21 protein-coding genes are annotated in these 21,589 nt (G+C 66.3%); 9 read left to right on the top strand and 12 right to left on the bottom strand.

Translation table 11 applies throughout. The features are described from left to right. The first annotated feature begins 4 nt into the window (after positions 1–4). Entirely contained in the window at positions 5–1,519 is a 1,515-nt protein-coding gene (locus Cte04_RS10730) for an efflux transporter outer membrane subunit (RefSeq protein WP_157081950.1), read from the top strand. A gap of 110 nt (positions 1,520–1,629) precedes the next feature. On the opposite strand, the gene Cte04_RS10725 is transcribed toward Cte04_RS10730, so the two are convergent. Next, positions 1,630–1,995: a hypothetical protein gene (locus tag Cte04_RS10725; RefSeq protein ID WP_066476494.1), complete on the bottom strand. Its 366-nt coding sequence runs from the start codon at positions 1,993–1,995 to the stop codon at positions 1,630–1,632. 170 nt (positions 1,996–2,165) lie between these two features. Beyond that, the gene (locus Cte04_RS10720; protein ID WP_066476491.1) at positions 2,166–2,768 is read right to left on the bottom strand and encodes a short chain dehydrogenase; all 603 of its coding nucleotides are present in this window, start codon (positions 2,766–2,768) and stop codon (positions 2,166–2,168) included. A gap of 101 nt (positions 2,769–2,869) precedes the next feature. On the opposite strand from Cte04_RS10720, the gene Cte04_RS10715 reads away from it, so the two are divergent. Continuing rightward, the gene (locus Cte04_RS10715; RefSeq protein WP_066476488.1) at positions 2,870–3,751 is read left to right on the top strand and encodes a LysR family transcriptional regulator; all 882 of its coding nucleotides are present in this window, start codon (positions 2,870–2,872) and stop codon (positions 3,749–3,751) included. Here Cte04_RS10715 and Cte04_RS10710 read toward each other — a convergent pair. Beyond that, complete coding sequence (locus Cte04_RS10710) at positions 3,720–4,151, bottom strand: GFA family protein (protein ID WP_083526612.1); 432 nt, start codon at positions 4,149–4,151, stop codon at positions 3,720–3,722. The genes Cte04_RS10715 and Cte04_RS10710 overlap by 32 nt on opposite strands. A gap of 287 nt (positions 4,152–4,438) precedes the next feature. On the opposite strand from Cte04_RS10710, the gene Cte04_RS10705 reads away from it, so the two are divergent. Together Cte04_RS10705 and Cte04_RS10700 are read left to right on the top strand one after the other, a co-directional pair. Beyond that, a complete protein-coding gene (locus Cte04_RS10705) occupies positions 4,439–5,236 on the top strand; it encodes a DUF899 domain-containing protein (protein ID WP_066476484.1) in 798 nt (265 codons plus the stop codon). A 237-nt stretch (positions 5,237–5,473) separates the two neighbouring features. Continuing rightward, the gene (locus Cte04_RS10700; protein WP_245633344.1) at positions 5,474–6,109 is read left to right on the top strand and encodes an ABC transporter ATP-binding protein; all 636 of its coding nucleotides are present in this window, start codon (positions 5,474–5,476) and stop codon (positions 6,107–6,109) included. Here Cte04_RS10700 and Cte04_RS10695 read toward each other — a convergent pair. From Cte04_RS10695 to Cte04_RS10675, 5 genes are all read right to left on the bottom strand, one after another. Continuing rightward, on the bottom strand, positions 6,096–6,929 hold the full coding sequence (locus Cte04_RS10695; RefSeq protein ID WP_066476472.1) for a LytR/AlgR family response regulator transcription factor: 834 nt from the start codon (positions 6,927–6,929) through the stop codon (positions 6,096–6,098). The genes Cte04_RS10700 and Cte04_RS10695 overlap by 14 nt on opposite strands. Further along, entirely contained in the window at positions 6,929–8,017 is a 1,089-nt protein-coding gene (locus tag Cte04_RS10690) for a sensor histidine kinase (RefSeq protein WP_066476470.1), read from the bottom strand. Before Cte04_RS10690 ends, Cte04_RS10695 begins: the two co-directional genes overlap by 1 nt. Before the next feature lie 40 nt (positions 8,018–8,057). Further along, complete coding sequence (locus tag Cte04_RS10685; protein ID WP_066476469.1) at positions 8,058–8,360, bottom strand: 2TM domain-containing protein; 303 nt, start codon at positions 8,358–8,360, stop codon at positions 8,058–8,060. Positions 8,361–8,404: 44 nt separating this feature from the next. After that, positions 8,405–8,818: a DUF2306 domain-containing protein gene (locus tag Cte04_RS10680; RefSeq protein ID WP_066476467.1), complete on the bottom strand. Its 414-nt coding sequence runs from the start codon at positions 8,816–8,818 to the stop codon at positions 8,405–8,407. Positions 8,819–9,101: 283 nt separating this feature from the next. Then, positions 9,102–9,380 (bottom strand): PsiF family protein, encoded by a 279-nt coding sequence (locus Cte04_RS10675; protein WP_066476459.1) that lies wholly within the window; start codon positions 9,378–9,380, stop codon positions 9,102–9,104. Between the two features lie 199 nt (positions 9,381–9,579). On the opposite strand from Cte04_RS10675, the gene Cte04_RS10670 reads away from it, so the two are divergent. Then, positions 9,580–10,407 carry an undecaprenyl-diphosphate phosphatase gene (locus Cte04_RS10670; RefSeq protein WP_066476457.1) on the top strand — a complete coding sequence of 276 codons (828 nt, stop codon included), beginning with the start codon at positions 9,580–9,582 and terminating at the stop codon, positions 10,405–10,407. A 15-nt stretch (positions 10,408–10,422) separates the two neighbouring features. Further along, positions 10,423–11,049: a DUF1697 domain-containing protein gene (locus tag Cte04_RS10665; protein WP_306302926.1), complete on the top strand. Its 627-nt coding sequence runs from the start codon at positions 10,423–10,425 to the stop codon at positions 11,047–11,049. 155 nt (positions 11,050–11,204) lie between these two features. Here Cte04_RS10665 and Cte04_RS10660 read toward each other — a convergent pair whose 3' ends face one another. Further along, positions 11,205–12,158 carry a LysR family transcriptional regulator gene (locus tag Cte04_RS10660; protein WP_169798046.1) on the bottom strand — a complete coding sequence of 318 codons (954 nt, stop codon included), beginning with the start codon at positions 12,156–12,158 and terminating at the stop codon, positions 11,205–11,207. Positions 12,159–12,260: 102 nt separating this feature from the next. Between Cte04_RS10660 and Cte04_RS10655 the strand changes: the two genes are divergently transcribed. Together Cte04_RS10655 and Cte04_RS10650 are read left to right on the top strand one after the other, a co-directional pair. Next, a complete protein-coding gene (locus tag Cte04_RS10655; RefSeq protein WP_169798045.1) occupies positions 12,261–13,247 on the top strand; it encodes a Bug family tripartite tricarboxylate transporter substrate binding protein in 987 nt (328 codons plus the stop codon). 9 nt (positions 13,248–13,256) lie between these two features. After that, on the top strand, positions 13,257–14,444 hold the full coding sequence (locus Cte04_RS10650; protein ID WP_066476445.1) for a M20 aminoacylase family protein: 1,188 nt from the start codon (positions 13,257–13,259) through the stop codon (positions 14,442–14,444). A 247-nt stretch (positions 14,445–14,691) separates the two neighbouring features. On the opposite strand, the gene Cte04_RS10645 is transcribed toward Cte04_RS10650, so the two are convergent. After that, positions 14,692–15,573: an alpha/beta fold hydrolase gene (locus Cte04_RS10645; RefSeq protein ID WP_066476442.1), complete on the bottom strand. Its 882-nt coding sequence runs from the start codon at positions 15,571–15,573 to the stop codon at positions 14,692–14,694. Positions 15,574–15,619: 46 nt separating this feature from the next. After that, positions 15,620–16,609 carry a proteasome-type protease gene (locus Cte04_RS10640; RefSeq protein ID WP_066476439.1) on the bottom strand — a complete coding sequence of 330 codons (990 nt, stop codon included), beginning with the start codon at positions 16,607–16,609 and terminating at the stop codon, positions 15,620–15,622. Between the two features lie 272 nt (positions 16,610–16,881). Here Cte04_RS10640 and Cte04_RS10635 point away from each other — a divergent pair, with 272 nt between their 5' ends. Continuing rightward, positions 16,882–18,804, top strand: a complete 1,923-nt coding sequence (locus tag Cte04_RS10635) for a methyl-accepting chemotaxis protein (RefSeq protein WP_066476437.1) — start codon at positions 16,882–16,884, stop codon at positions 18,802–18,804. Positions 18,805–18,807: 3 nt separating this feature from the next. On the opposite strand, the gene mutS is transcribed toward Cte04_RS10635, so the two are convergent. Next, positions 18,808–21,402 carry a DNA mismatch repair protein MutS gene (gene mutS, locus Cte04_RS10630; RefSeq protein WP_157081940.1) on the bottom strand — a complete coding sequence of 865 codons (2,595 nt, stop codon included), beginning with the start codon at positions 21,400–21,402 and terminating at the stop codon, positions 18,808–18,810. Positions 21,403–21,589: the final 187 nt, after the last annotated feature.

The raw sequence follows: 21,589 nt of genomic DNA, 5'->3' as shown, positions 1-21,589 counted from the left end.
AAATATGAAACAGATCGCCTGCAAACCCAGCGTGCAAAAGCGCAAGCAGCTCACTTTTTTGAATTCGGCAACATTCCTCGCCGTGCTGGCGCTCGGCGCTACGCTGGCCGGCTGCTCGCTGCAGCCCACCTACCAGGTGCCCAGGCTCGACGTGCCCGCGCAGTTCAAGGAAGCCACGCCCGAGGCCGCGCAGGCCGGCATCTGGCAGCCTGCGCGGCATGGCGCGGACGCGGCAGCGCTGGATGCGGTGCCCGAGAAATGGTGGACCGTCTATGGCGATGAAACGCTGAACCGGCTGCAGGAAGAAGCGGCCACCGCCAATCCCTCGGTGGAGCAGGCCGTGGCGCGCCTGCGCACGGCCCAGGCCGCGGTGGCCAGCAGCCGCGCCGGCCTGTTTCCCACGCTCGGCACCACGGGCAGCGGCTCGCGCGCGCTCACAGGCGGTGGCACCTATGTCAACTCCAACAACGAGAACATCGCGCGCAGCGGCACGATCAACAACACCTTCTCGCTGGGCCTGAACGCCAGCTGGGAGCTGGACCTGTGGGGCCGTCTGTCGGGCCAGGTCGATGCGAGCCGGGCCAGTGCCCAGGCCAGCAGCGACGATCTCGCGGCCGCGCGCCTGTCCGCCCAGGCCTCGGTGGCCCAGACCTATTTCTCGCTGCGCGCCGCCGAAGCCCAGGACCGCCTGCTGCGCGAGACCCTGGCCAACTATGAGCAAAGCCTGCAGCTCACGCGCAACCGCTACCGTTCCGGCGTGGCTTCGTCGGCCGACGTGGCCCAGGCGCAGGCGCAGTACAAGAGCACCCAGGCCCAACTGCTGGAGGCCCAGATCACGCGCGCCCAGTACGAGCATGCGCTGGCGGCCCTGCTGGGCAAGGCGCCGGCGGCCTTCAGCCTGCCGGCCACCGCGCAGCTGCCCGCGCCGCCCGCCGTGCCGGCCATGCTGGCCTCGACCCTGCTGGAGCAGCGCCCCGACATCGCCGCGGCCGAGCGGCGCGTGGCCGCGGCCAATGCCCAGATCGGCGTGGCGCGCGCGGCCTTCTTCCCGTCTCTGACCCTGTCGGCTTCGGCCGGCTACCGCAATTCCACGCTGTCGAACCTGCTGAGCACGCCCAACCTGTTCTGGTCGCTGGGCCCGGCGCTGGCCATGAGCCTGTTCGACGGCGGTGCGCGCTCGGCGGCCGTGGAGTCGGCCCGCGGCGCGCTGGACCTGGCCGCCGCCACCTACAAGCAGACCGTGATCACGGCGCTGCAGGAGGTGGAGGACAACCTGGTGGCCGCCAGCCAGCTGGCGCAGGAGCAGCAGGTGCAGGCCGAAGCCCTGGCCGCCGCGCGCAAGGCGCTGACCGTGGCCGAGAACCAGTACAAGGCCGGCACCGTGGCTTATCTGAACGTGCTGTCGGCCCAGACCACGGTGCTCGGCGCCGAGAACAATCTGATCAATGTGCGCAACCGGCGCCTGACGGCGGTGAACACGCTATTGAAGAATGTGGCCGGGAAGTGGAAAACTCCCTGAGGCGCCTTGCGCCTTCCCCTGGAAGGGGGAGGCGACGGCCTTGCTGCGGGGAGGCCCTTGCTCGCCGCCTCTGGCTGGGAGGATGCCCGTTTCATGAGCAGTCGCGGGCGTTAATCGTTCAGCTCGAAGGCGCTGCGCAGCGCCTCTCCAAACCAGCTGCTGCCCGACAGCGACAGGGTGACCGTGGTGCGGCCGGTGGCCGATGCCTCCAGCGCCAGGCGGCCGCTGGCCTCATCGAAGCGGGCGGTCAGCGGCTGGCCCGCATCGTCCTGGGCCTGCAGGTCGTAATCCCAGTCGCCGCCTTCGTCGACGGCGCCCTGGCGGCCCTTGAAGTCCCGGCTGGCCCAGCGCAGCAGCCGCTCCACCTCGGCCGCGAGAGCTGGCACGCGCGCCGCGCCCACGCTGGCCATGGCATCCCAGGTGCCCGTGCCTTCCTCGTCTTCGCTGTAGTCAAAATCCAGATAGTCCAGTGCCACGATTGAAGGCTCCTTGTAAATTTGCTTGCGGCATAGGCACCGGATGCTAACTTGCGGCCCTTCCTGCTTGGGCCTTCAGGCGCTGCTTGCGGCAATTTTCTTGAGGTCCTCGGGTTGCAGATCCGCGGTTTCGCTGCGCTGCGGCAGCCGCCCGAAAGCCGCTGTGGTCCTCACTGCCATACGCGGTAGACCCGTCCTGTCTGCGGGCCTTCCACGCTGCGCACATAGGCCAGTGTGACGCGCTCTGCCGGCACCGGCTCGAAACCCGGAAACAACGGCCCGTAAGCGGCTTGTGATTCCGTAAGCATGGTCGGGCTCACGGCATTGATGCGCAGGCCGCGCGGCAGCTCGATCGCCGCCGCGCGCACAAAGCCCTCGACCGACGCATTGACGGCGGTTGCATTGGCGCCCTGAAGAATGGGCTCCTCGGCCACGATGCCCGTGGTCAGCGTGATGGAGCCTCCGTCGCGCAGAACATGCTGGCCCAGCAGCGCCAGACGCACCTGGCCGAGCAGCTTGTCCTGCAGGCCGATGTTGAAGTCCGCAGGCCGCATCGTCGCCAGAGGCCCGAAGTGCAGGCCACCGGCTGCCGAAACAATGGCGTCCAGTGGACCGATTTCCCTGAACAGATCTTCCACGCTGTCGTCGCGCGTGATGTCGACGCGGTAGTCGCCATGACCGCGGCCTGCGCGAATCACCTCATGCCGTCCGGCCAGCGCGGCAACCACCGCACGGCCCACGGTGCCGCTTGCACCGATCACCAGGATTTTCATCACCCGTTCCTTTTAAAAAATGGATGGAGGAATTGTTTTACGAAGTGGTGCTTTGATAAACATGCATATAGTTTGCGAATTCAAAACCAAAAATTAGCAATATGGACAAGCTGCGCGCGATGGAAGTCTTTGTGGCCACGGTCGATGCAGGCAGCTTCGCGGCGGCGGCCACGAAGCTGGATCTCTCGGCCGTGATGGTGGGCAAGCACATCCAGGCGCTTGAAACGCAGCTGGGCGCACGGCTGCTGGAGCGCACGACGCGGCGGCACCGGCTCACCGAAATTGGCGCGGCCTACCTCGAGCGCTGCCGCGACGTGCTGGCCAGCGTGCAGGCCGCCGACGGCATCGCCGACACCTTGCGCGCGGTGCCGCAGGGCACGCTCCGGGTCACGGCGCCCGTGTCCTTTGGCGCCCACCGGCTCACGCCGGTCATTGGCGACTATCTCGCGGCATACCCGCAGGTGAAGGTGGAACTGAACCTGAACGACCGCCTGGTCGATCTGGCCGAAGAAGGCTTTGACTGCGGCGTGCGCATGAGCCATTCCATCGACGAGGGCCTGATTGCGCGCCCGCTGGCCGCGTCCCGCATGTTCGCCGTTGCCAGCCCCGGGTGGGTGGAGCGCCATGGCATGCCGGCGCACCCGTCGGAGCTGGAGAAATTTCCGCTGCTCAGTTTTGCCGTCTGGGGCCCGCGCCATGCCTGGCGCTTCACTCGGGGAGCAGAGGTCGTGGAAGTGCCGGTGAGCGGGCAATTCAGCACCAACAACGGCCAGGCGCTGCTCAATGCGGCCCTGGCAGGCATGGGCGTGGTCATGCAGGCGGACTCGCTGCTGGCGCCGGCGATCGCAGCAGGGCAGGTGATACCGCTGCTGGCCGATTGGGAGCTTCCCACGCGCCCGGTGCATCTCGTTCGGCTGCCCGAAGCAAGGCCCAGCGCCAAGCTGCGCAGCTTTATCGACTTTGTGGCGGCGCGGCTGGGCTAGAGCCTGCGTGGCCACCGTCGGGGCTCCATGGCGGCCGCGAGCCCGCGTGTGCCTGCCGATGCCTGTGTGGCGTGAATGGCGTGTCCAGCGTGCCGAGGGCAAGGGAGATCCAGCTCGCCCATTCGCCTTCCGCCTGGTGCCAAGTCAACGGAGAGCCGCAGGCACCGCAAAAGGTGCGCGCCACGCCCGGCGAGGACGCATGGCTGCGTACCCATGCCTGGCCGTCGGTGAACGAGAAGTCGGACAGCGCAACGCTGCCGTACGAGCCGAACGCGGCGCCATGGGCCTTCTGGCATATCCCGCAGTGGCAATGCGTGACGGCCTTGATCTCGGATCGCACCTCGTACTTGATCTGGCCGCAAAGGCAGCTGCCGTGGAAGGGGGGCGGTTGATTGCGCATGGAGTGGTGGCTTCATTCAGCCCGTGTGGAGATGGGTGCGGGTCGGGCAAGAAGGGGTATTGTGGCCCGTCAGGCACATTGCCCTGGATGCCTGCCTGAAACGGGGGGGGGCTGCAAGCCTGCGCCATGTCCCGCAGCCGTGCAATCACGACAATCTTGTTACTCCCCGCTGTGCGCCTGATTGCATAGAGTTGTGTCCCATGGCGCCGCTCGCAACCGGCCGGGCCGCCGATGAACGGCCGCACAGGCCCGCAAGCCGGGCGGCCCTTGGAGCCAAGGAGTAGATCATGCACATCAGCACAACCGAAGCAGCGGGCCCCAGCCATCCTGTCGTGTCCCCTGACCAGTGGATGGTCCGGCGCAAGGCGCTGCTGGCACGCGAGAAGGAATTGACCCGCCTGCGCGACCAGATCGCCAGCGAACGCCGCGCACTGCCGTGGCGGCGCATCGACAAGCACTATGTGTTCGACACGCCCGAGGGGCCGCGTTCGCTGGGGCAATTGTTCGAAGGCCGCAGCCAGCTGCTGGTGCAGCATTTCATGTTCGTGCCGGGCTGGGAGCAGGGCTGCCCCAGTTGCTCGTTCATGGCCGACCACGTCGACGGCATGTCCGTGCATCTGGCGCAGCGCGATGTCCGCTTTGTGGCCGTTTCGCGCGCGACCTTGCCCGAGATCGAGCGCTTCCGCCAGCGCATGGGCTGGCAGTTCCAGTGGGTGTCCTCGCATGGCACGGACTTCAACCGCGACTTCGGCGTCACCTTCACGCCGCAGGAAGTGGCCAGCGGCCATGTCGACTACAACTATGGCCAATGGCCCTGGGGGGGCGAGGAGTGGCCGGGAATCAGCGTGTTCTGCCAGGATGGCGCAGGCAACATCTTCCACACCTATTCGACCTACGGTCGCGGCGTGGAAGTGATGATGGGCACCTATGCCATGCTCGATCTTCTTCCCTGGGGCCGGGGCGAGCGCGATGTGCCCCACAAGATGGAATGGGTTCGCCACCACGACCGCTACGAGCCCATGCAGGCCGGAAAACCAGCGGCTGCTGCCGGTGCGTGCTGCCATTCCCACCGTGCCGCGCCATGACGGGCCTTGGGCCCTGGCGGGCGTTCGCCGGTGTCAGGATGGCTTGCTGCAGCCTGGATGTCGGCCCCCGTGGACGGCAAAGCCCGGGAGAGTCCGCCATGGCATAGTGCGCTGGAGAACGCGGCATGCCATGGGCATGCCGTACCCGATGGTAATGAGAAAGATTGCCAGTAAACGCAGATGCATCAAGCGCAAGCAGCTATGAATAGTGAAGTGGATCGACGGCCTGGGCCGCTCATGGTTTCGGCAAGAAGCCTGTGTTTCGGCTATCCGGGCCGGGCGCTGGCGCGCGACGCCAGCCATGAATGGACAGCGGGCCTGCATCTGCTGCAGGGCGACGAGGGCACGGGCAAGACCAGCTGGCTCAAGGTGCTGGCCGGTCAGCTTGCGCTGCAATCGGGCGAGCTGCGCTTTGCCGCCGGGCCACTGCCTGCGCATGAAATCTTCTGGCAGGATCCGCGTGCCGAGCTCGATGCCGTGTTGCGCGAATGCCGGATGGATGACTGGGTGGCAGGCCAGGCCGCCCGGTATCCGCGCTGGTCGCAGCCGGCCTGGGAGGCGCATGCCGGGGCGCTGAACCTGCTGGGCCATGGCCACAAGCCGCTGCGGGGGCTGTCGGCCGGCTCGCTGCGCAAGCTGTGGCTGGCGGCGGGCTGGGCCAGCGGCGCCGCGCTGACGCTGATCGACGAGCCGCTGGCCGCGCTGGACCTGCCTGCGGTGCGCCATGTGCAGCAGGCGCTGGCGGGCTTTGCATGGCGCCATCAGGCGCCGCGGGTGGCGGCGGGCGAGCCGCCGCGCTGCATCATCGTGGCGCACTGGGACCGCATGCAGGGGCTTGCCTGGGATGGCATAACCGAGCTCACATCGGCTTGAAGCGCGTGGCGTACAGGCGGCTGACCGCGAGCCTTTCGGGGCGCTGGCGCAGCTGCAGCCACATGCGTCCGGCCTCGTCCTTGTGCACGCTGGCAATGCTGGCGGCCTGGACCACGCAGCCGCGGTGGATCTGCCAGAACTGCGTGCCGTCAAGCTGGGGCAACAGATCCTTGAGCGGCGTGCGGATCAGGTATTCCTGCTGTGCCGTGAGCACGCGTATGTACTTGTCGGCGGCTTCCAGGTAGACCACGTCCTGCATGCGCACCATGTGGATCTGGCTGCCTGCGCTGGCCTGGATGAACTGCAGCGGCGCGGGGGCCGATTGCTGGAATTGCCGCTGGAACTGCAGTTGTATCTGCTGCAACTGGCGCAGATGCTCGAGTTCCTGCTGCTGCCGCTGCTCCGGCGTTTGCACGCCGCTTTGCCGCTGCCGCTGTGCCCACCAGCGCTGCAGGCGCTGCACGGTTTGCGCCAGGCGCGGGGGCTGCACGGGCTTGAGCACATAGTCCACGGCCTGGGCCTCGAAGGCGGCAATCGCATACTGGTCGTAGGCCGTCACGAAGACCAGGGCCGGCAGGGCCTGCCGGTCGGGCCAGGCGTCGGCCACTTCGGCTGCGGCGTCTATGCCGCTCTGGCCCGGCATGCGGATGTCGAACAGCAGGATGTCGGGCTGCAGCTCCAGTGCTTTCTGCGCGGCGCTGAGCCCGTCGCCCACGGTGGCGGCGATCTGCAGTTCGGGCCAGGCCTGGGCCAGCGCCTGCCGCAGGGCCTGGGCCAGCAGGGGTTCGTCTTCGGCGATCAGGGCGCGGGGTGCGTGCATCAGATTTCCTGGTGGTTTGTGTGCAGGGGAATGAGTATGCGCGCCAGCGTGCCGCCGCCGTCTGCGGAACTGAGCTCGAGGCAGGCGGCCTTGCCGTAGCAGTTGAGCAGCCGTTCGCGCACCTGGGCGGTGCCGAAGCCCGAAGCTGCGGCGGGTGCCGCAGCGGCCGGATGCTCGGACAGGCCGCGGCCGGTATCGCGCACGCAAAGCTCCAACCGTACGCCCTGGCCTTCCTGCAGCATGCGCGCCGCCACGGCGATGCTGCCGCCGGCCAGTTGCGGCTCCAGGCCGTGGCGTATGCAGTTTTCCACCAGCGGCTGCAGCAGCAGCGTGGGAACGGGCGTGGCGGCCAGGGCCTCGGGCAGCTCCAGCGTGTAGCGCAGGCGCTCTCCCATGCGTATGGCCATCAGGGCCAGGTAATCGTCCAGCCGCTCGAACTCGTCGCGCAGGCTGTGCATCTGGCTGCGCGATCCGCCCAGCGTGGCGCGCAGGTAGGCGATCAGGTGACGGAGCATGGCCTGGGCCCGTTCAGGGTCGCTGGCCACCAGCACCTGCAGATTGGCCAGGGTGTTGAACAGCATGTGCGGCTCCAGCTGGGTCTGCAGCAGCTTGAGCTGGGCCTCGGCCGCCTGGCGCTGCGCCTGCTCGGCCTGCACCTGCAGATAGCGCGACTTGCCGACCAGATAGAACACCACCGACATGCCGGCGCTGGTGACGATGGTGATGACCATGGGAAACAGCAGCATGGGCGCGTGCCGCTGCCCGGGCTGCGCATGGGCCTGGTAGGCCTGGCCGACCCAGTTGCCCAGCGCAAAGCCCAGCGCGATGCCGGAGGCGACCAGCGCCACTCCGCGCCAGCCTCCGGGCCAGGGAATGTCGCTGCCGCGGCTCAGCCACATCCTGCCCAGGTCGATGGTCAACCAGCTGGGCAGGCCTATGGCCAGCGAATAGACGAGATTCACGTCCCAGCGGCCTTGCTCCATCAGCGTCAGGACCAGGGTGATCAGCAGGCATACCGCTGCGGTGATGGCGCCATGGCGCAGCAGCGTGGCCGGGCGGGAGGCCGCAGCGAGAGCAGGTGGCGCCATGGCGCGATAGGTGCTTGGCATGGTGGGGCGGGATTGAAGGCTACTTTGTATTCAGGCTTTGCAGGGCGCGCAACTCCCTGTTTACCAGGTGCGTCCACAGTGTGCCGCGGGGACTGCAGAGCCAGACGGCCGCACCGTGAATGGCCAGCCCCAGGCCCCAGAAGACGGCGGGGTAGATCGCCCAGTGCCGGCCATGCAGCGCCGCCAGCGCGGCCAGGCCCAGGTTCACCAGAACATAAACCGTGGCATGCAGATACCAGCCCAGCTTCATGCGGGCGCGGCGCCGGGCCAGCCTCAGCAGGGCATGGGGCGAAACTGCAGGGTCATGGTTGCAGCTGGACATACGAGACTCCTTCGGTGCGGGTTGGGTGAAAAGCGTCGGCTCTCTCAGAGAGCCAGCATCTGGTGCCAGAACCAGTCGCCGATCAGCCGGCCCGGCACCAGCGTGAAAATGCCCGCCGTCACGCAGGCGCCGAAGTAGAGCTTGCGCATGGTGCGGCTGTGCTGGGCGATGCGGCCCCGGCTCAGGCTCCAGAATGCATAGGCCAGGCCTGCCAGCGTCAACGGGATCAGCAGATGGATGGGTGTGAAGCCCTGCCAGTTGGGCAGCTTGTGGTCGCGGATGAAGATGGTGGTGATTGCAGTGGCCAGCATCAGCAGCACAAATGCATAGCCCGCAGCGCGGTGCAGGCGTGGCTTTGCTGCCGAACCGCTACGGCGGGCCCACAGGGCGACGGGGCCGATGGCCGTGGCAGCGATGGCGCAGCCCATGTGGGCGGCGATCAGAGGTGTGAGTTGCATGGTCGGTAGCCTTCGGTGCGAGGGAGCGATGAGCGCACTTTGGCTCCGGGCCGCGGCGGCGGCCATGTGTTTGCGACGGAATGCCGATCGGGCGGTGCGAACGGCGGCAGGCTGCGATGAAACGGGTCGTGCCGATCCCCCGGTGGCCGGCAAGGCTTGGTCACGGCTGCCTCATTTCCCGGGCATTGATGCCCGGGAGCGGCCGGGTGGCAATAAAAAACGCCATGGTCCGGGAACCATGGCGTTTTCGGGAAGCGTTCTTGGCCTGGAGGCGCGAAGCGTGTCAGTCCTTCTTCAGGCACTCGCTCATGAAGGCCTTGCGCTCGTCGCCCTTCTTGCCGGCCGCATCGGCGTTGCAGGATTTCATGCGTTCCTGCTGGCGCTTCTTGCCGTCGGACAGGCAGGACTTCATGAACTCCTTGCGTTCATCACCTTTCTTGCCGGCGGCTTCGGTGTTGCACGTGCCCATCAGTTTCTGCTGGGCGGTTTGGGGCTTGTCGCCAGCGGCCATGCTCATGCTGCAAGCCAGGGAGACTACTGCCAGGACAACGAGTTTTTTCATGATGGAGTGGTATTGAAAACGCCGACAGCCGGCGCGTCGCCATTGCAGCACAGCTTCATGCCTTTGCCTATGCATTTGCCCCGCGCCTTGTAAAAATTTGCGATTTGCGGCGCCACCATGGGGGCCGACATGAAGGCTGCAAACGGCGCGTGGATAATGGGCGGCTTTTGTTTTCTACCCAGTTCGAAGGACGATTCGCGTGGATACTTTACTGCTGCTCAAGGCGGCCATCATGGGCATTGTGGAGGGCCTGACCGAGTTCTTGCCCATTTCCTCCACGGGACACCTGATCCTGGCCGGCTCGCTGCTGGGCTTTGACGATGCCAAGGCCAAGGTGTTCGACATCGCCATCCAGACCGGCGCCATCTTCGCCGTGATCCTGGTCTACTGGCAGAAGATCCGCACCACGCTGGTGGAGCTGCCCTCCAGCCGACAGGCGCAGAAGTTCGCGCTCAATGTCTTCATCGGCTTTCTGCCGGCCGTGGTGCTGGGCCTGCTGTTCGGCAAGTTCATCAAGGCCCACCTGTTCACGCCCGTCGTGGTGGCCACCACTTTCATCCTCGGCGGCTTCATCATCCTGTGGGCCGAAAAGCGCCAGACCCGGGCCGTGCGCGTGCAGGCCGTGGAAGACATGACGGCGCTGGACGCGCTGAAGGTCGGCCTTGTGCAGTGCCTGGCCATGATTCCCGGCACCAGCCGCAGCGGCGCCACCATCATCGGCGGCATGGTGCTGGGCCTGTCGCGCAAGGCCGCCACGGACTTCTCCTTCTTCCTGGCCATTCCCACGCTGATCGGCGCGGGCGTCTACAGCCTCTACAAGGAGCGCCACCTGCTGTCCATGGGCGACGTGCCCTTGTTCGCCGCGGGCCTGGTTTTCTCCTTCATCAGCGCCTGGCTGTGCGTGCGCTGGCTGCTGCGTTATATCTCCAGCAACAGCTTCGTGCCCTTTGCCTGGTACCGCATCGCCTTTGGCATCATCGTGCTGGTCACGGCCTTCACGGGCGTGGTGAGCTGGCATGATGCCTGAGCGGGACGCTGTCATATGAATGAAAAGCCACCGCAGGGTGGCTTTTCCATTTGGAGAAGTCGTGACGCCGGCCCGGCTGCACCGGGACGGCAATCCCGGCACCATCGAGGCGCCAGACTCGGAATCATGAAAACGTTCATTGCTCTTCTTCGCGCGGTCAATGTCGCAGGCACCGGCAAACTGCCGATGGATGTGTTGCACAGCATGTGCGAGCAGACCGGCTTCGCGAACGTGCGCACCTATATCCAGTCCGGCAATGTCGTTTTCGACACGGCCATGCCGGCCAGCGCCGTGCAACGGGAACTGGCGGCGCGGCTGCAGGACTATTGCGGCAAGCCTGTAGGCGTGATTCTGCGCGATGGCGCGCAGATGCGCAGCGTGCTGGCGCGCAATCCGTTTCCCCATGCGGACCCGGCAAAGGTGGCCGTGCTGTTTCTCGATGCGGCATCGGCGCCGGATGCTGTTCAGGCAGCCAAGGGCCAGACGGACGAAGAAGTGGTGGCGGGCGACCTGGAGGTGTTCATTCACTATCCGTCCGGCATGGGCCGATCCAGGCTCCGATTGCCCGCGGCAACTGTCGGCACTGCGCGCAATCTGAATACCGTGGCCAGGCTTGCGTCGATGGCATTGGGCGGAAAGTGACCAGCTCCATGGGGAACGTTCATCTTCATCCGGGCCAGTCGGTACCTGCGCCGGCTAGTGCGCCATATGGCCAGGAGGGCTGTTTTCGGCCTCTGGCGACCAAAAATAAGCCTTCATCGAGGCATCGGCGCAATCCAAATGGAACAGCGTGGACCTTACTGTGATCTGTGCGCCAAATATTCAGTGAGCAGATTCACCCCATGTTTTTCGGGAGTTTCCGGCACCAGCAGGCCAATTGCGGCCAGGGTGGAAGGAAACTGCAGCGCCAGCACCTGCAGCCAGCCGGCCTGCACAAAGGGCTGGACCACACTGAGCGGCGTCAGTGCTACTGCATCCGTGGTGCGCAGATATTCCAGCAGCATGGGCAGAGAACGCGTGATCAGCGGCGAGCGCTGCGGTGGCTGCCCGCAGGACTTGAATAAATGCTCGAAAGCCGCGTGCATCTGCGTGGAAAGGGGGGCCAGAACCCATTGCTGCCCAAGCATCTGGTGTGCATGCAAGACACGCTTGCGATGCAGCGGATGGGAGGGCCCTGCCACTGCAACCACGCTGTCCTGCAGCAGCGGAACGAAACGTGTACCGCTGGCTGGCGTTGCGGGCTCACGCACAAGCACCATATCGAGCGTGCGCGCCGCCAGCGCAGCCAACAGCGCATGGTGGCCGTCTTCCACCACTTCCACACGCAATTGCGGATTCTGCTGAAGAAATGGGCCAAGCTCTCGGCCTAGAAAACCCGACAAGGCCCCTGTAATCGCCCCCACGCTGAGCACACCCTGTGCGCCTTCGGCGGCGGCAGCCAGCATTTCTGCGCAGCCGGTGAGCGAGCCCAGCATGCTGCGCAGCAACGGCAGCAGGTCGCGGCAGATCAAAGTGGGACGCACTCCGCGCGCATGGCGCTCGAAAAGCGGCAAACCCACCATTCGCTCCAGTTCGGACAAGGCTTTGGTTGCCGACGACTGTGTTTGCCCTACCACCTCGGCTGCGCGCTGGATGCTGCCCAGGTCGGCAATCAGCACGAGCAGCTGCAACTGGCGTAGCCGTGTGCGTGCCAGCAACCGGTTGAGCAAGGCCGAGGAGCGCCCGGAATGAGGTAGATGCGAGGTAGTCATGGATTGCATAGCTAAGTGCAATTTAGCACTTAAAAGATGGATGTCATGCCTCAGACTTGTTCCGTCCGCGATCAAGGATCGCCGCCCATAAGGAGACATGTCATGACCTCTGCGCCCCCTTCATCTGTCCGTCGCCGGCTCTGCACGGCGGCCACCGCCTGCGCGGTCTGGGCCCTGGCTGCCCCTGCCATGGCGGCCGGCTTTCCGGACAAGCCCATCACCTTGGTCGTCCCGTTCGCTTCGGGCGGTTCCATCGATGCCGCCATCCGCATAGTGCAGCCCAGGCTGTCGGCTGAACTGGGCCAGCCCGTGGTGATCGAAAACCTCGGCGGTGCTGGCGGAGCCCTGGGGGCAGCCAAGGTGGCCAGTGCCGCCAAGGACGGATACACGTTGCTGGTGGGCTCCATCAACGATGTGGTGCTGGTACCCGTGCTCAACAAAAACGTGCGCTACGGCCCCGGGGACTTTGCGCCCATCGGCCCTATCAGTTCGAATTCGCCCCTGCTGGTGGCCCGCAGGGATTTGCCCGCGAATGACCTGGATGGCGTGATCTCTGCATTGCGTTCCAAGCCGGAATCCATCAGCTACGGCAGTCCTGGCATGGGGACCATGCAGCATCTGGTCATGGAGGACCTGCAGCAGCGCGCCCATGTGCGGATGCTGCATGCACTGTACAAAGGCGCCGGCCCGCTGCTGACGGATTTGCTGGGCGGCCAGATCGATCTGGCCGTGATGGTGCCGGCTACTGCCTTGCCGCATATTGAAGCCGGTCGCATCAAGGTTCTGGGAGTGGCCAGTTTGCAGCGGCAGCCCATGATCAAGAACATTCCCACGCTCAACGAGGGCGGGATCGTCAAGGGGCTGGAGATGAACGGCTGGATGGGTCTCCTGGCTCCAAAGGGTGTCGCGCCAGATCGCATAGCCCGCCTGAAGACGGCGCTGGAAGCGGCGCTTGCGGCAAAAGGCGTACCCGAGCAGCTGACGGCCATGGGCATGCAGGTGGCCACGGCGGCCGAGCAGCGCCAGTTCGCCGACCAGATTGCACGCGACGAGGCCAAGGCCCGCAGCTTGAGCGTGAAACTGCAATAGGGGCACGCCATGCCAATCATTCAAGCCATTGCCGACAACGCCGAGTTCCGTCAGATTCGCCGCGATCTGCATGCCCATCCTGAACTGGGATTTCAGGAAGAGCGCACGAGCGCGCTGGTGGCCGACTGCCTGCAGCGCTGGGGCTATGAGGTCACGCGCGGCGTGGGCGGAACAGGCGTGGTCGGCACGCTCAGGCGCGGCCAGGGCGCGCGCCGCATAGGCCTGCGCGCCGACATGGACGCTTTGCCCATGCAGGAACTCAATACCTTCGCACACCGTTCACGGCACGCAGGCCGTATGCACGCCTGCGGCCATGACGGCCACACGGCGATACTGCTGGCAGCCGCCTGGTACCTGGCCCAAAGCGGCAGGTTCGACGGCACGCTGCACTGCATTTTCCAGCCCGCCGAGGAAGGTGGGCAGGCGGGTGCCCGCGCCATGATCGAGGACGGCCTCTTCGAGCGCTTTGACTGTGATGCCGTCTTCGGCCTGCACAATGCGCCGGGTCGTGCCACAGGGAGCTTTGGCGTGCGCGCCGGACCATTCATGAGTTCCAGCAATCGCTTCCGCATCGACCTGAAAGGCAAGGGAACCCATGCCTCGCAGCCCGACACCGGTGTGGATCCCCTGATGTGTGCGGGCCAGATCCTCATGGGCCTGCAGACCATCATTTCGCGCAACCGCACGCCCGACGATGCCGCCGTGCTTTCCGTCACGCAGATCCATGGCGGCGATGCCGTCAACGTGATTCCCGACAGTGCCTGGCTGGGCGGCACCGTGCGCACCCAGACCGCAAGCACGTTGGACATGATCGAGCAGCGCATGAAGGAGATCGTGCAAGGCTCGGCCATGGCCTATGGCTGCGAAGCGCAGTGGCACTTTGAGCGAAACTATCCGGCGCTGGTCAATGACCCCGAGCAGACTGCGTTTGCGGTATCGGTCATGCAGGAGGTCGTGGGGGACGAGCGGGTGGACGCCCAGGCCCCCCGACTGACCAATTCCGAGGACTTTGCCTTCATGCTGCAGCAACGTCCCGGCTGCTATGTATTGCTGGGCAATGGCGAAGGCGGCCACCGCCTGCCCGGCCATGGCCCTGGTCCCTGCCAGGTGCACAACCCCTCGTACGACTTCAACGATGCATTGATTCCCATCGGGGCCAGCTATTTTGTGCGACTGGCGGAGAGTTTCCTGAAGTGAAGTGCGGCAAGGCATGCATTGGTGCTGACATCGGCTGTTGGGCCGTCGTCTGCATCGGTCCCCGATGATCGCGGTGCAAGCCTGGCCAGGAGGCCGCGATACAGCCACGGTTGACGGCAATTGCCCAAGGCAGGCCTGGCCGGCAAAAAAATCGAAGGGCTGCAATGGGTCGATCTCCGCCATTGCGTCTGCCTTGCAGAAAGCGCCCTTGCAAATAAGCGGGCGCCTTCTTTTTGCAGCATGCCGCTCAGGCCTTGTGCAGCTCAGCCGTCTGCGCCAGGTTCAGCAGCGCCGCCTCCATTGCCGCGGCCGTGGCTTCGGGCCGCTCCATGGGGAACAGGTGACCGCCGTCCAGCATCATGATGCGCCCGCGCGTGACGCGTTCGGTCAGTTCCATGCCGACCTGGCGCATCTCCACCGAGGCACGCCCGCCGATGAAGGCGGCCGGGCAGCGCAGCGGGTGGCGGCGCAGCTGGCTGGCGAAGTTGCTCGGCAGGGTGTTGTAGATGGCGGTTTCCACTTCGCGCGTGAACAGCAGCGTGCGCTTGCCGCCGGCATCGGCCAGGCCGTTTTCCACATAGTCCTGCAGTACCTGCGGATGCCATTGGGCAAAGGCCTTCTTGCTGCGGAAGTGCTCCAGCGCCTCCTGCGTGCTGGCCCAGGTGGTGCGGCGGCGCTGGCTGATCTTGCCGGGCGAGATGGAGCCCACGAGCTGGGTGCGCTTGGCCAGGCCCAGCGCGTTGGCCTTCCAGCCGCCGATCAGCGGCGAATCAAGCATGAGCACGCCGCGCACCAGCTCGGGGTGGCGAGAGGCTGTCATCACGCTGAGCAGCCCGCCCAGCGAGTGGCCGGCCAGGAATACGGGCTGGCCCAGGCGCTCGACCTCGGCGCGCACGAACTGGTGGAGCTGCTCCACCAGATGGGGCCAGTTGTTGCTGACCGGGTAGCGCGGGTCGTGGCCGAAGCGCTCCACGCCGCGCACTTCCATGCCGCGCTGCTGCAGCAGTGAGATCAGCAGCCGGTAGGTGGGCAGCGGAAAACTGTTGGCATGGGAGAACACCAGCGGCAGCGGCTTGCCATGCAGGAATGCAGGAGGGTCTGCAGGCGTGCGGGTACGGAGCTTGGTCATGGCAGGAAATGGCTTTGCAAGCGCGCAGGAAGGCCGGCGGTGCCGGTCAGTGCCCACCCTGGCGCTGCAGGCGCGCCTGCTCTTCCTGGTCGTGCAGGCGCTGGTAGGCCTGGGCCGTGCTCAGGCCCTGCTGCACGGGCTGGCGGGGCTGTCGCAGGGCGGCGGGTGGCAGGGCGCCCGCGCGGCGGTCGACGGCCTCGGTATCGCCCTGCCGCGGCGAGGCCGGCGGCGCGCCCACCTTGGTCAGCGGGCGGGCGCGCGCGCTGTGCACGCGTATCGGTGTCTGGGTATCGCCGCCGCTCCAGGCCGGGTCCTCGATGCTGTCGAACACATTGCGCAGGCGTTGGCCCCAGCTGTCATGCAGCATGCGCAGATAGGGGTTGGATTCGTCCAGGCAGACGATCTTGTCGGTGGCAAAGCGGTTGTTCTCGTAGACGATCAGGTCCAGCGGCAGGCCTACCGAGAGATTGGACTTGAGCGTGCTGTCCATGGAGACCAGCGCACATTTGGCGGCTTCGTCCAGCGGGGTTTCGGCGGTGATCACGCGGTCGAGCACAGGCTTGCCGTACTTGGATTCGCCGATCTGGAAATAGGGCGTCTCGCTCGTGGCCTCGATGAAATTACCGGCCGAGTACACCTGGAACAGGCGCATGCCTTCGCCCTGGATCTGGCCGCCGAAGATCAGCGAGACATTGAAGTCCACGCCCGCGCGCTGCAGTGCAGCCGCCTCGCGGTCATGCACATGGCGCACGGCCGCGCCCAGCACGCGCGCGGCGTCGAACATGCTGCGCACATTCCAGATGGTCAGGGCCTCGCCCGTGGCGCTGTCCTGCAGCTGGAAGCTCTCGAGCAGCTCGCGCACCGACTGGGTGATGGACAGGTTGCCCGCCGACTGCAGCACCATGAAGCGGTCGCCCGGGTTCTCGTAGATCATGACCTTGCGATAGCAGCTGATCTGGTCCAGCCCCGCATTGGTACGCGAGTCGGACAGGAACACGAGACCGGCGTTGAGCTTGAGGGCGACGCAGTATGTCATGGGTGATAACAACAATAATGAAAAACGTATGAAGGCCAGGCGCAGCAAGCGCTTGATGCTTTCATTTGAGTAGCGATAAACGCTGGCTGCAACGCGATTCTAGAAGGGTTTGAATATTGGCGGCGGCGGCTCTGGAACTGCCGGCGCTACCCAGTCTGTTCCCTGCGCCGGATGCAGGCTGAGGAAGTCCCTGAGACAGGCTGCCTGGAGGCGTGAGAAGATGCCGCCCCTTGTTGGAACACTTGCTTACAGTCGGTTGGAGGAGGGAGCCCATGCACGCATTTCGCAATCTGTCGATACGGACCAAGCTCATGGCCAGCATGGTGGCCTGCCTGCTGCTGTTCGTGAGCATTTCCACGGCGCTGGGCTTTGTGCTGACGGGCGCCAGCCTGCGCGAGCGCGTGGTGGGCCAGGAGCTGCCCGCCGTGGTGGGCGAGATCCGCAACGACATCCTGCGCCAGATCGGCACGCCGCTGGCCGTAGCCCGGTCGATAGCCGGCAACAGCTTTGTATTGGACTGGGAAGCCGCGGGAGAGCCGGAAGAAGGCAACGCGGCCTGGGCCCAGTACGCCCACGCGGTCAAACAGCAGGCCGGGGCCTCCTCGGTGTTCTGGGTCTCGGGCACCACGGGCCGGTATTTCGGCGAGCAGGGGCCGGTGCGCAGGCTGGCGCCCAAGGGCGAGGGGGACCAATGGTTCTACGACCTGCTGGACAGCGGCAAGCAGCAGGTGCTGGAGATCGACAAGGACGTGAGCTCCAGCGTCTACATGCTGTTCATCAATGTCAGGTTCGATGCGGGCCAGGGCCGGCAGGGCATTGCGGGCCTGGGCCTGTCGGTGGATGGACTGGCCCAGGCCGTGCGTGGCTACAAGGTGGGCGAATCCGGCTCGGTCTCCCTGGTGCGCGGCAACGGCAGCATCCTCGTGCACCGCGATCCGGCCCTGGTGGACGGCAAGCACTGGCTCAAGGACCGGCCCGGCTTCAGTGCCGATCTCAGCGCCGCGCTGCTGAACCGCGAGCGCTTTGCCCATGCCATGTACGAGGCGCCTTCGGGCCGCCAGATCATCGCTTCCTCCTACGTGCCCGAACTCGATGTCTATGTCATCGCCGAGCTGCCCGAGACCCAGGTGCTGGGCGGCGTGCGCCGCACGATTGCGCTGACCTCGGCCGTGGCTGGCGTGGTGGGCGGCGGCATCGGCCTGCTGGTGATCTGGCTGGTGAGCCGGGCCATTGCGGCGCCCGTGGGCCGTGCGGCGCGGATGCTCGAAGAGATTGCCGACGGCCATGGCGACCTGAGCCGGCGCATGCCCGTGGAAAGCCATGACGAGGTGGGCGCGCTGGCTGCGGCCTTCAACCGCTTTGTCTCCTCGCTGGAGCGCATGGTGGGCGCGGTGCGCCAGGCGGCTGATTCGATTTCCGTGGCCAGCTCCGAGGTGGCCCAGGGCAACCAGGACCTGAGCCAGCGCACCGAGCAGGCGGCCAGCGCCCTGCAGCAGACGGCGGCATCGCTGTCGGTGCTGACGGACAGCGTGCAGGCCAATACCGAGGCCACGCGCAGCGCGGGGCAGCTGGCGCAGTCGGCGCGCGGCGTGGCCGAGCGTGGTGGCGCGGCCTTCCAGCAGGTGGTGGTGACCATGGAGGGCATCCACCATGCGTCGCGCAAGATCGCCGACATCATCGGCGTGATCGACGGCATTGCCTTCCAGACCAATATCCTGGCGCTCAACGCGGCCGTGGAGGCCGCGCGCGCCGGCGAGCAGGGCCGCGGCTTTGCCGTGGTGGCGGCCGAGGTGCGCAGCCTGGCCCAGCGCTCGGCCGAGGCGGCCAAGGAAGTGCGCCAGCTCATCACCGATTCCGTGACCCAGGTGGGTAGCGGCTCGCAGCAGGTCGAGCATGCGGGCGCCACCATGCATGAATTGCTGGATGCCGTGGCAAAGGTGGCGCGCATCATCGAAGAGATCAGCGATGCCTCGCAGACGCAGGGGCGCGGCATTGCCGAGATCAACCAGTCCGTGGCCGGCCTGGACGACGCCACGCAGCAGAACTCCGCGCTGGTCGAGCAGTCGGCCGCCGCCGCGGCCAGCCTGCGCGAGCAGGCCGCGCGCCTGATGGGCGAAGTCTCGGCCTTCAAGCTGGGCGAAGGGCCCCAGCGGAGCCAGTCCTCACAGCATCGGCAGAAACTGCTGGAGGCCTGAGGATCAGGCGGCGCTGGCGCTCAGCTTCTTGAGCTGATACAGCGCCTCCAGCGCCTCGCGCGGGGAAAGCTGGTCGGGGTTGATGTCGGCCAGGGCCTGGGCCAGCGGGTTGTGGGCCGGAGTCTCTTCCACCAGCTCCGGCGCGTCGAACAGATTGACCTGCAGGTCATCCTCGCCGGCCTTGGCCTCCAGGGCTTCGAGCGCATGGCGCGCATGGTGAAGCACGGCGGCCGGCATGCCGGCCAGCTTGGCCACCTGGATGCCGTAGCTGCGGCTGGCAGGGCCGGCCTGGATCTCGTGCAGGAACACGATGTCGTGCCCGGCTTCGACCGCGCCCACGTGCACGTTGACGGCGGCCCTGGCCCGGGCGGGCAGCTCGGTCAGCTCGAAATAGTGGGTGGCGAACAGCGTGAAGGCCTTGGTCTTGTCGTGCAGCTGAGAGGCAATGCCGCTGGCAAGCGCCAGGCCGTCGAAGGTGCTGGTGCCGCGGCCGATCTCGTCCATCAGCACCAGGGAGTGGGGCGTGGCCGCGTGCAGGATCTGCGCGGCCTCGGTCATCTCCATCATGAAGGTGGACTGGGCATTGGCCAGGTCGTCGGCCGCGCCGATGCGGGTGTGGATGGCATCGATGGGCCCCAGGCGGCAACTGGCCGCCGGCACATAGCTGCCCATGCTGGCCAGCAGCACGATCAAGGCTACCTGGCGCATATAGGTCGACTTGCCGCCCATGTTCGGGCCGGTGATGATCTGCATGCGCGTGTTGGCGTTCATGCGCGTGTGGTTGGCGATGAAGCTGCCGCTGGAGGTCTCGGCCATGCGCGCCTCCACCACGGGGTGGCGGCCGGACTCGATCTCTATGCAGGGCTGGCTCACGAACTCGGGCTCGGCCCAGTTCAGCGTGAGCGAGCGCTCGGCCAGCGTGCAGAGGACGTCGAGCGCGGCAATGGCCTGGGCCACGCGCGAAAGCGCCGGAACATGGGGCTGGAGCTGGTCCAGCACCTGCTCGTACAGCCATTTCTCGCGCTGCAGCGCGCGCTCCTGGGCCGACAGGGCCTTGTCCTCGAAGGCCTTGAGCTCGGGCGTGATGTAGCGCTCGGCGTTCTTCAGCGTCTGGCGGCGGCGGTAGCGCTCGGGCACCGCATCCTTGTAGCTGTTGGTGATCTCGATGTAGAAGCCGTGCACTTTGTTGAACTGCACGCGCAGGTTCGGAATGCCGGTGAGCAGTTTTTCCTTGGCTTCCAGCTCCAGCAGGAATTCGTCGCAGTTGTTCTGGATGGCGCGCAGCTCGTCGAGCTCGGCGTCGAAGCCCGAGGCGATCACGCCGCCGTCGCGCACCAGGGCCGCGGGCTCTTCCATGATGGCCTGGGCCAGCAGCTCGGCGCAGCCTTCGGGCGGCACCAGATCGGTGAAGATTTGCATCAAATAGGCCGCAGGCGCTTGTCCGGACTGCGCCAGCAGCTTCGCTTTCTGTAGCGTCTTGCCCAGGCCCACCAGCTCGCGCGGGCGCACCTGGCGTAGCGCCGTGCGGGCCGTGATGCGCTCCACATCGCTCACGCCCTTGAGCTCGGCGCGCAGCGCCTGCCAGGGGGCGGCCACGGCGTTGCCCGCGCCGCGCAGCACGCGAATGGCTTCCAGCCGCTGCATGGCGCTCCTGCGGCTGCGCTCGGGCTCCAGCAACCAGGTCTTGAGCAAACGGCTGCCCATGCCCGTCATGCAGGTGTCCAGCAGCGAGAACAGCGTGGGCGAATCCTCGCCGCGCAGCGTCTTGACCAGCTCCAGATTGCGGCGCGTGGCCAGCGGCAGCGCGATCAGTTCATCGTCGCGCTGGACTTGAATGGCGTGGATGTGCGTGAGATTGCGCCCCTGCGTGTGCTCCGCATACGAGAGCAGGGCGGCGCTGGCGGCGTGGGCCAGCGCCAGGCCCTCGGCCTCCCAGGCCTTGAGGCTGGCGGCGCCCAGCAGCTCCAGCAGCTTGCGCTCGCCCAGGCCCGCGTCGAACTGCCAGTCCGGGCGGGGCGACAGCGGGCATGCGATGGAGCCGGCATGCTTGATGGCAAACAGGCTCTGCTCGAAACGCTCGGTCACGCCGGCGCTGTAGATCACCTCGCTGGGCGCGATGCGCGACAGCCAGGCACCCAGTTCGTCGGCCGCGCATTCGGCCATGTGGATGCGGCCTTGCGTCACGGCCATCCAGGCCAGGCCCACGCGCTGGCGTCCCGCCGTGTGCAGGGCCAGCAAGATGGCTTCGCTCTTGTCCGACAGCAGCTCGCTGTCCGTCAGCGTGCCGGGCGTGACCACGCGCACCACCTTGCGCTCCACCGGGCCCTTGCCAACGCCGATCTCGCCGACCTGCTCGCAGATCGCCACGGATTCGCCCATCTTGATCAGGCGGCCCAGGTAGTTCTCCAGCGCATGGAAGGGCACGCCCGCCATGGGAATCGGCATGCCGGCCGTCTGGCCGCGCGTGGTGAGCGTGATGTCCAGCAGGCGCGTGACCTTTTCCGCATCGCCGAAGAACAGCTCGTAGAAGTCGCCCATGCGGTAGAACACCAGCGTGTCGGGATGCTGGGCCTTGAGCTGCAGATACTGCTGCATCATGGGCGTGTGCTGCTCAAGGGGGACTGCGCTAAGTGTTTGATTTATCCAGGAATCACTCATAACAAAAACTCAAATCAATCACTTAGTTGGATTTGTCGGGGATCGCCAGCCCTGTGGCCCGGATCGCCCGCGGCACGGGCTGGCCGAGGCCGCGCCGGGCACTGGCAGGGAGGCAGTGCAGCGGCTG

The organism is Comamonas terrae (assembly GCF_001544075.1).
GTDB classification, from domain to species: domain Bacteria; phylum Pseudomonadota; class Gammaproteobacteria; order Burkholderiales; family Burkholderiaceae_C; genus Comamonas; species Comamonas terrae.
The sequence above is the reverse complement of the archived record's forward strand: the minus strand, read 5'-3'. Positions and strand labels throughout refer to the sequence as shown.

What these genes read in the sequence shown, in the direction of transcription:
- Cte04_RS10640 (WP_066476439.1), bottom strand. Translation starts at nt 16,609, where the DNA reads ATGACATACTGCGTCGCCCTCAAGCTCAACGCCGGTCTCGTGTTCCTG.
- Cte04_RS10680 (WP_066476467.1), bottom strand. Translation starts at nt 8,818, where the DNA reads ATGCAACTCACACCTCTGATCGCCGCCCACATGGGCTGCGCCATCGCT.
- Cte04_RS10730 (WP_157081950.1), top strand. Translation starts at nt 5, where the DNA reads ATGAAACAGATCGCCTGCAAACCCAGCGTGCAAAAGCGCAAGCAGCTC.
- Cte04_RS10690 (WP_066476470.1), bottom strand. Translation starts at nt 8,017, where the DNA reads ATGGCGCCACCTGCTCTCGCTGCGGCCTCCCGCCCGGCCACGCTGCTG.
- Cte04_RS10645 (WP_066476442.1), bottom strand. Translation starts at nt 15,573, where the DNA reads ATGACCAAGCTCCGTACCCGCACGCCTGCAGACCCTCCTGCATTCCTG.
- Cte04_RS10705 (WP_066476484.1), top strand. Translation starts at nt 4,439, where the DNA reads ATGCACATCAGCACAACCGAAGCAGCGGGCCCCAGCCATCCTGTCGTG.
- mutS (WP_157081940.1), bottom strand. Translation starts at nt 21,402, where the DNA reads ATGATGCAGCAGTATCTGCAGCTCAAGGCCCAGCATCCCGACACGCTG.
- Cte04_RS10665 (WP_306302926.1), top strand. Translation starts at nt 10,423, where the DNA reads ATGAATGAAAAGCCACCGCAGGGTGGCTTTTCCATTTGGAGAAGTCGT.
- Cte04_RS10715 (WP_066476488.1), top strand. Translation starts at nt 2,870, where the DNA reads ATGGACAAGCTGCGCGCGATGGAAGTCTTTGTGGCCACGGTCGATGCA.
- Cte04_RS10635 (WP_066476437.1), top strand. Translation starts at nt 16,882, where the DNA reads ATGCACGCATTTCGCAATCTGTCGATACGGACCAAGCTCATGGCCAGC.
- Cte04_RS10660 (WP_169798046.1), bottom strand. Translation starts at nt 12,158, where the DNA reads ATGACTACCTCGCATCTACCTCATTCCGGGCGCTCCTCGGCCTTGCTC.
- Cte04_RS10695 (WP_066476472.1), bottom strand. Translation starts at nt 6,929, where the DNA reads ATGCACGCACCCCGCGCCCTGATCGCCGAAGACGAACCCCTGCTGGCC.
- Cte04_RS10650 (WP_066476445.1), top strand. Translation starts at nt 13,257, where the DNA reads ATGCCAATCATTCAAGCCATTGCCGACAACGCCGAGTTCCGTCAGATT.
- Cte04_RS10720 (WP_066476491.1), bottom strand. Translation starts at nt 2,768, where the DNA reads ATGAAAATCCTGGTGATCGGTGCAAGCGGCACCGTGGGCCGTGCGGTG.
- Cte04_RS10655 (WP_169798045.1), top strand. Translation starts at nt 12,261, where the DNA reads ATGACCTCTGCGCCCCCTTCATCTGTCCGTCGCCGGCTCTGCACGGCG.
- Cte04_RS10700 (WP_245633344.1), top strand. Translation starts at nt 5,474, where the DNA reads ATGGTTTCGGCAAGAAGCCTGTGTTTCGGCTATCCGGGCCGGGCGCTG.
- Cte04_RS10675 (WP_066476459.1), bottom strand. Translation starts at nt 9,380, where the DNA reads ATGAAAAAACTCGTTGTCCTGGCAGTAGTCTCCCTGGCTTGCAGCATG.
- Cte04_RS10710 (WP_083526612.1), bottom strand. Translation starts at nt 4,151, where the DNA reads ATGCGCAATCAACCGCCCCCCTTCCACGGCAGCTGCCTTTGCGGCCAG.
- Cte04_RS10685 (WP_066476469.1), bottom strand. Translation starts at nt 8,360, where the DNA reads ATGTCCAGCTGCAACCATGACCCTGCAGTTTCGCCCCATGCCCTGCTG.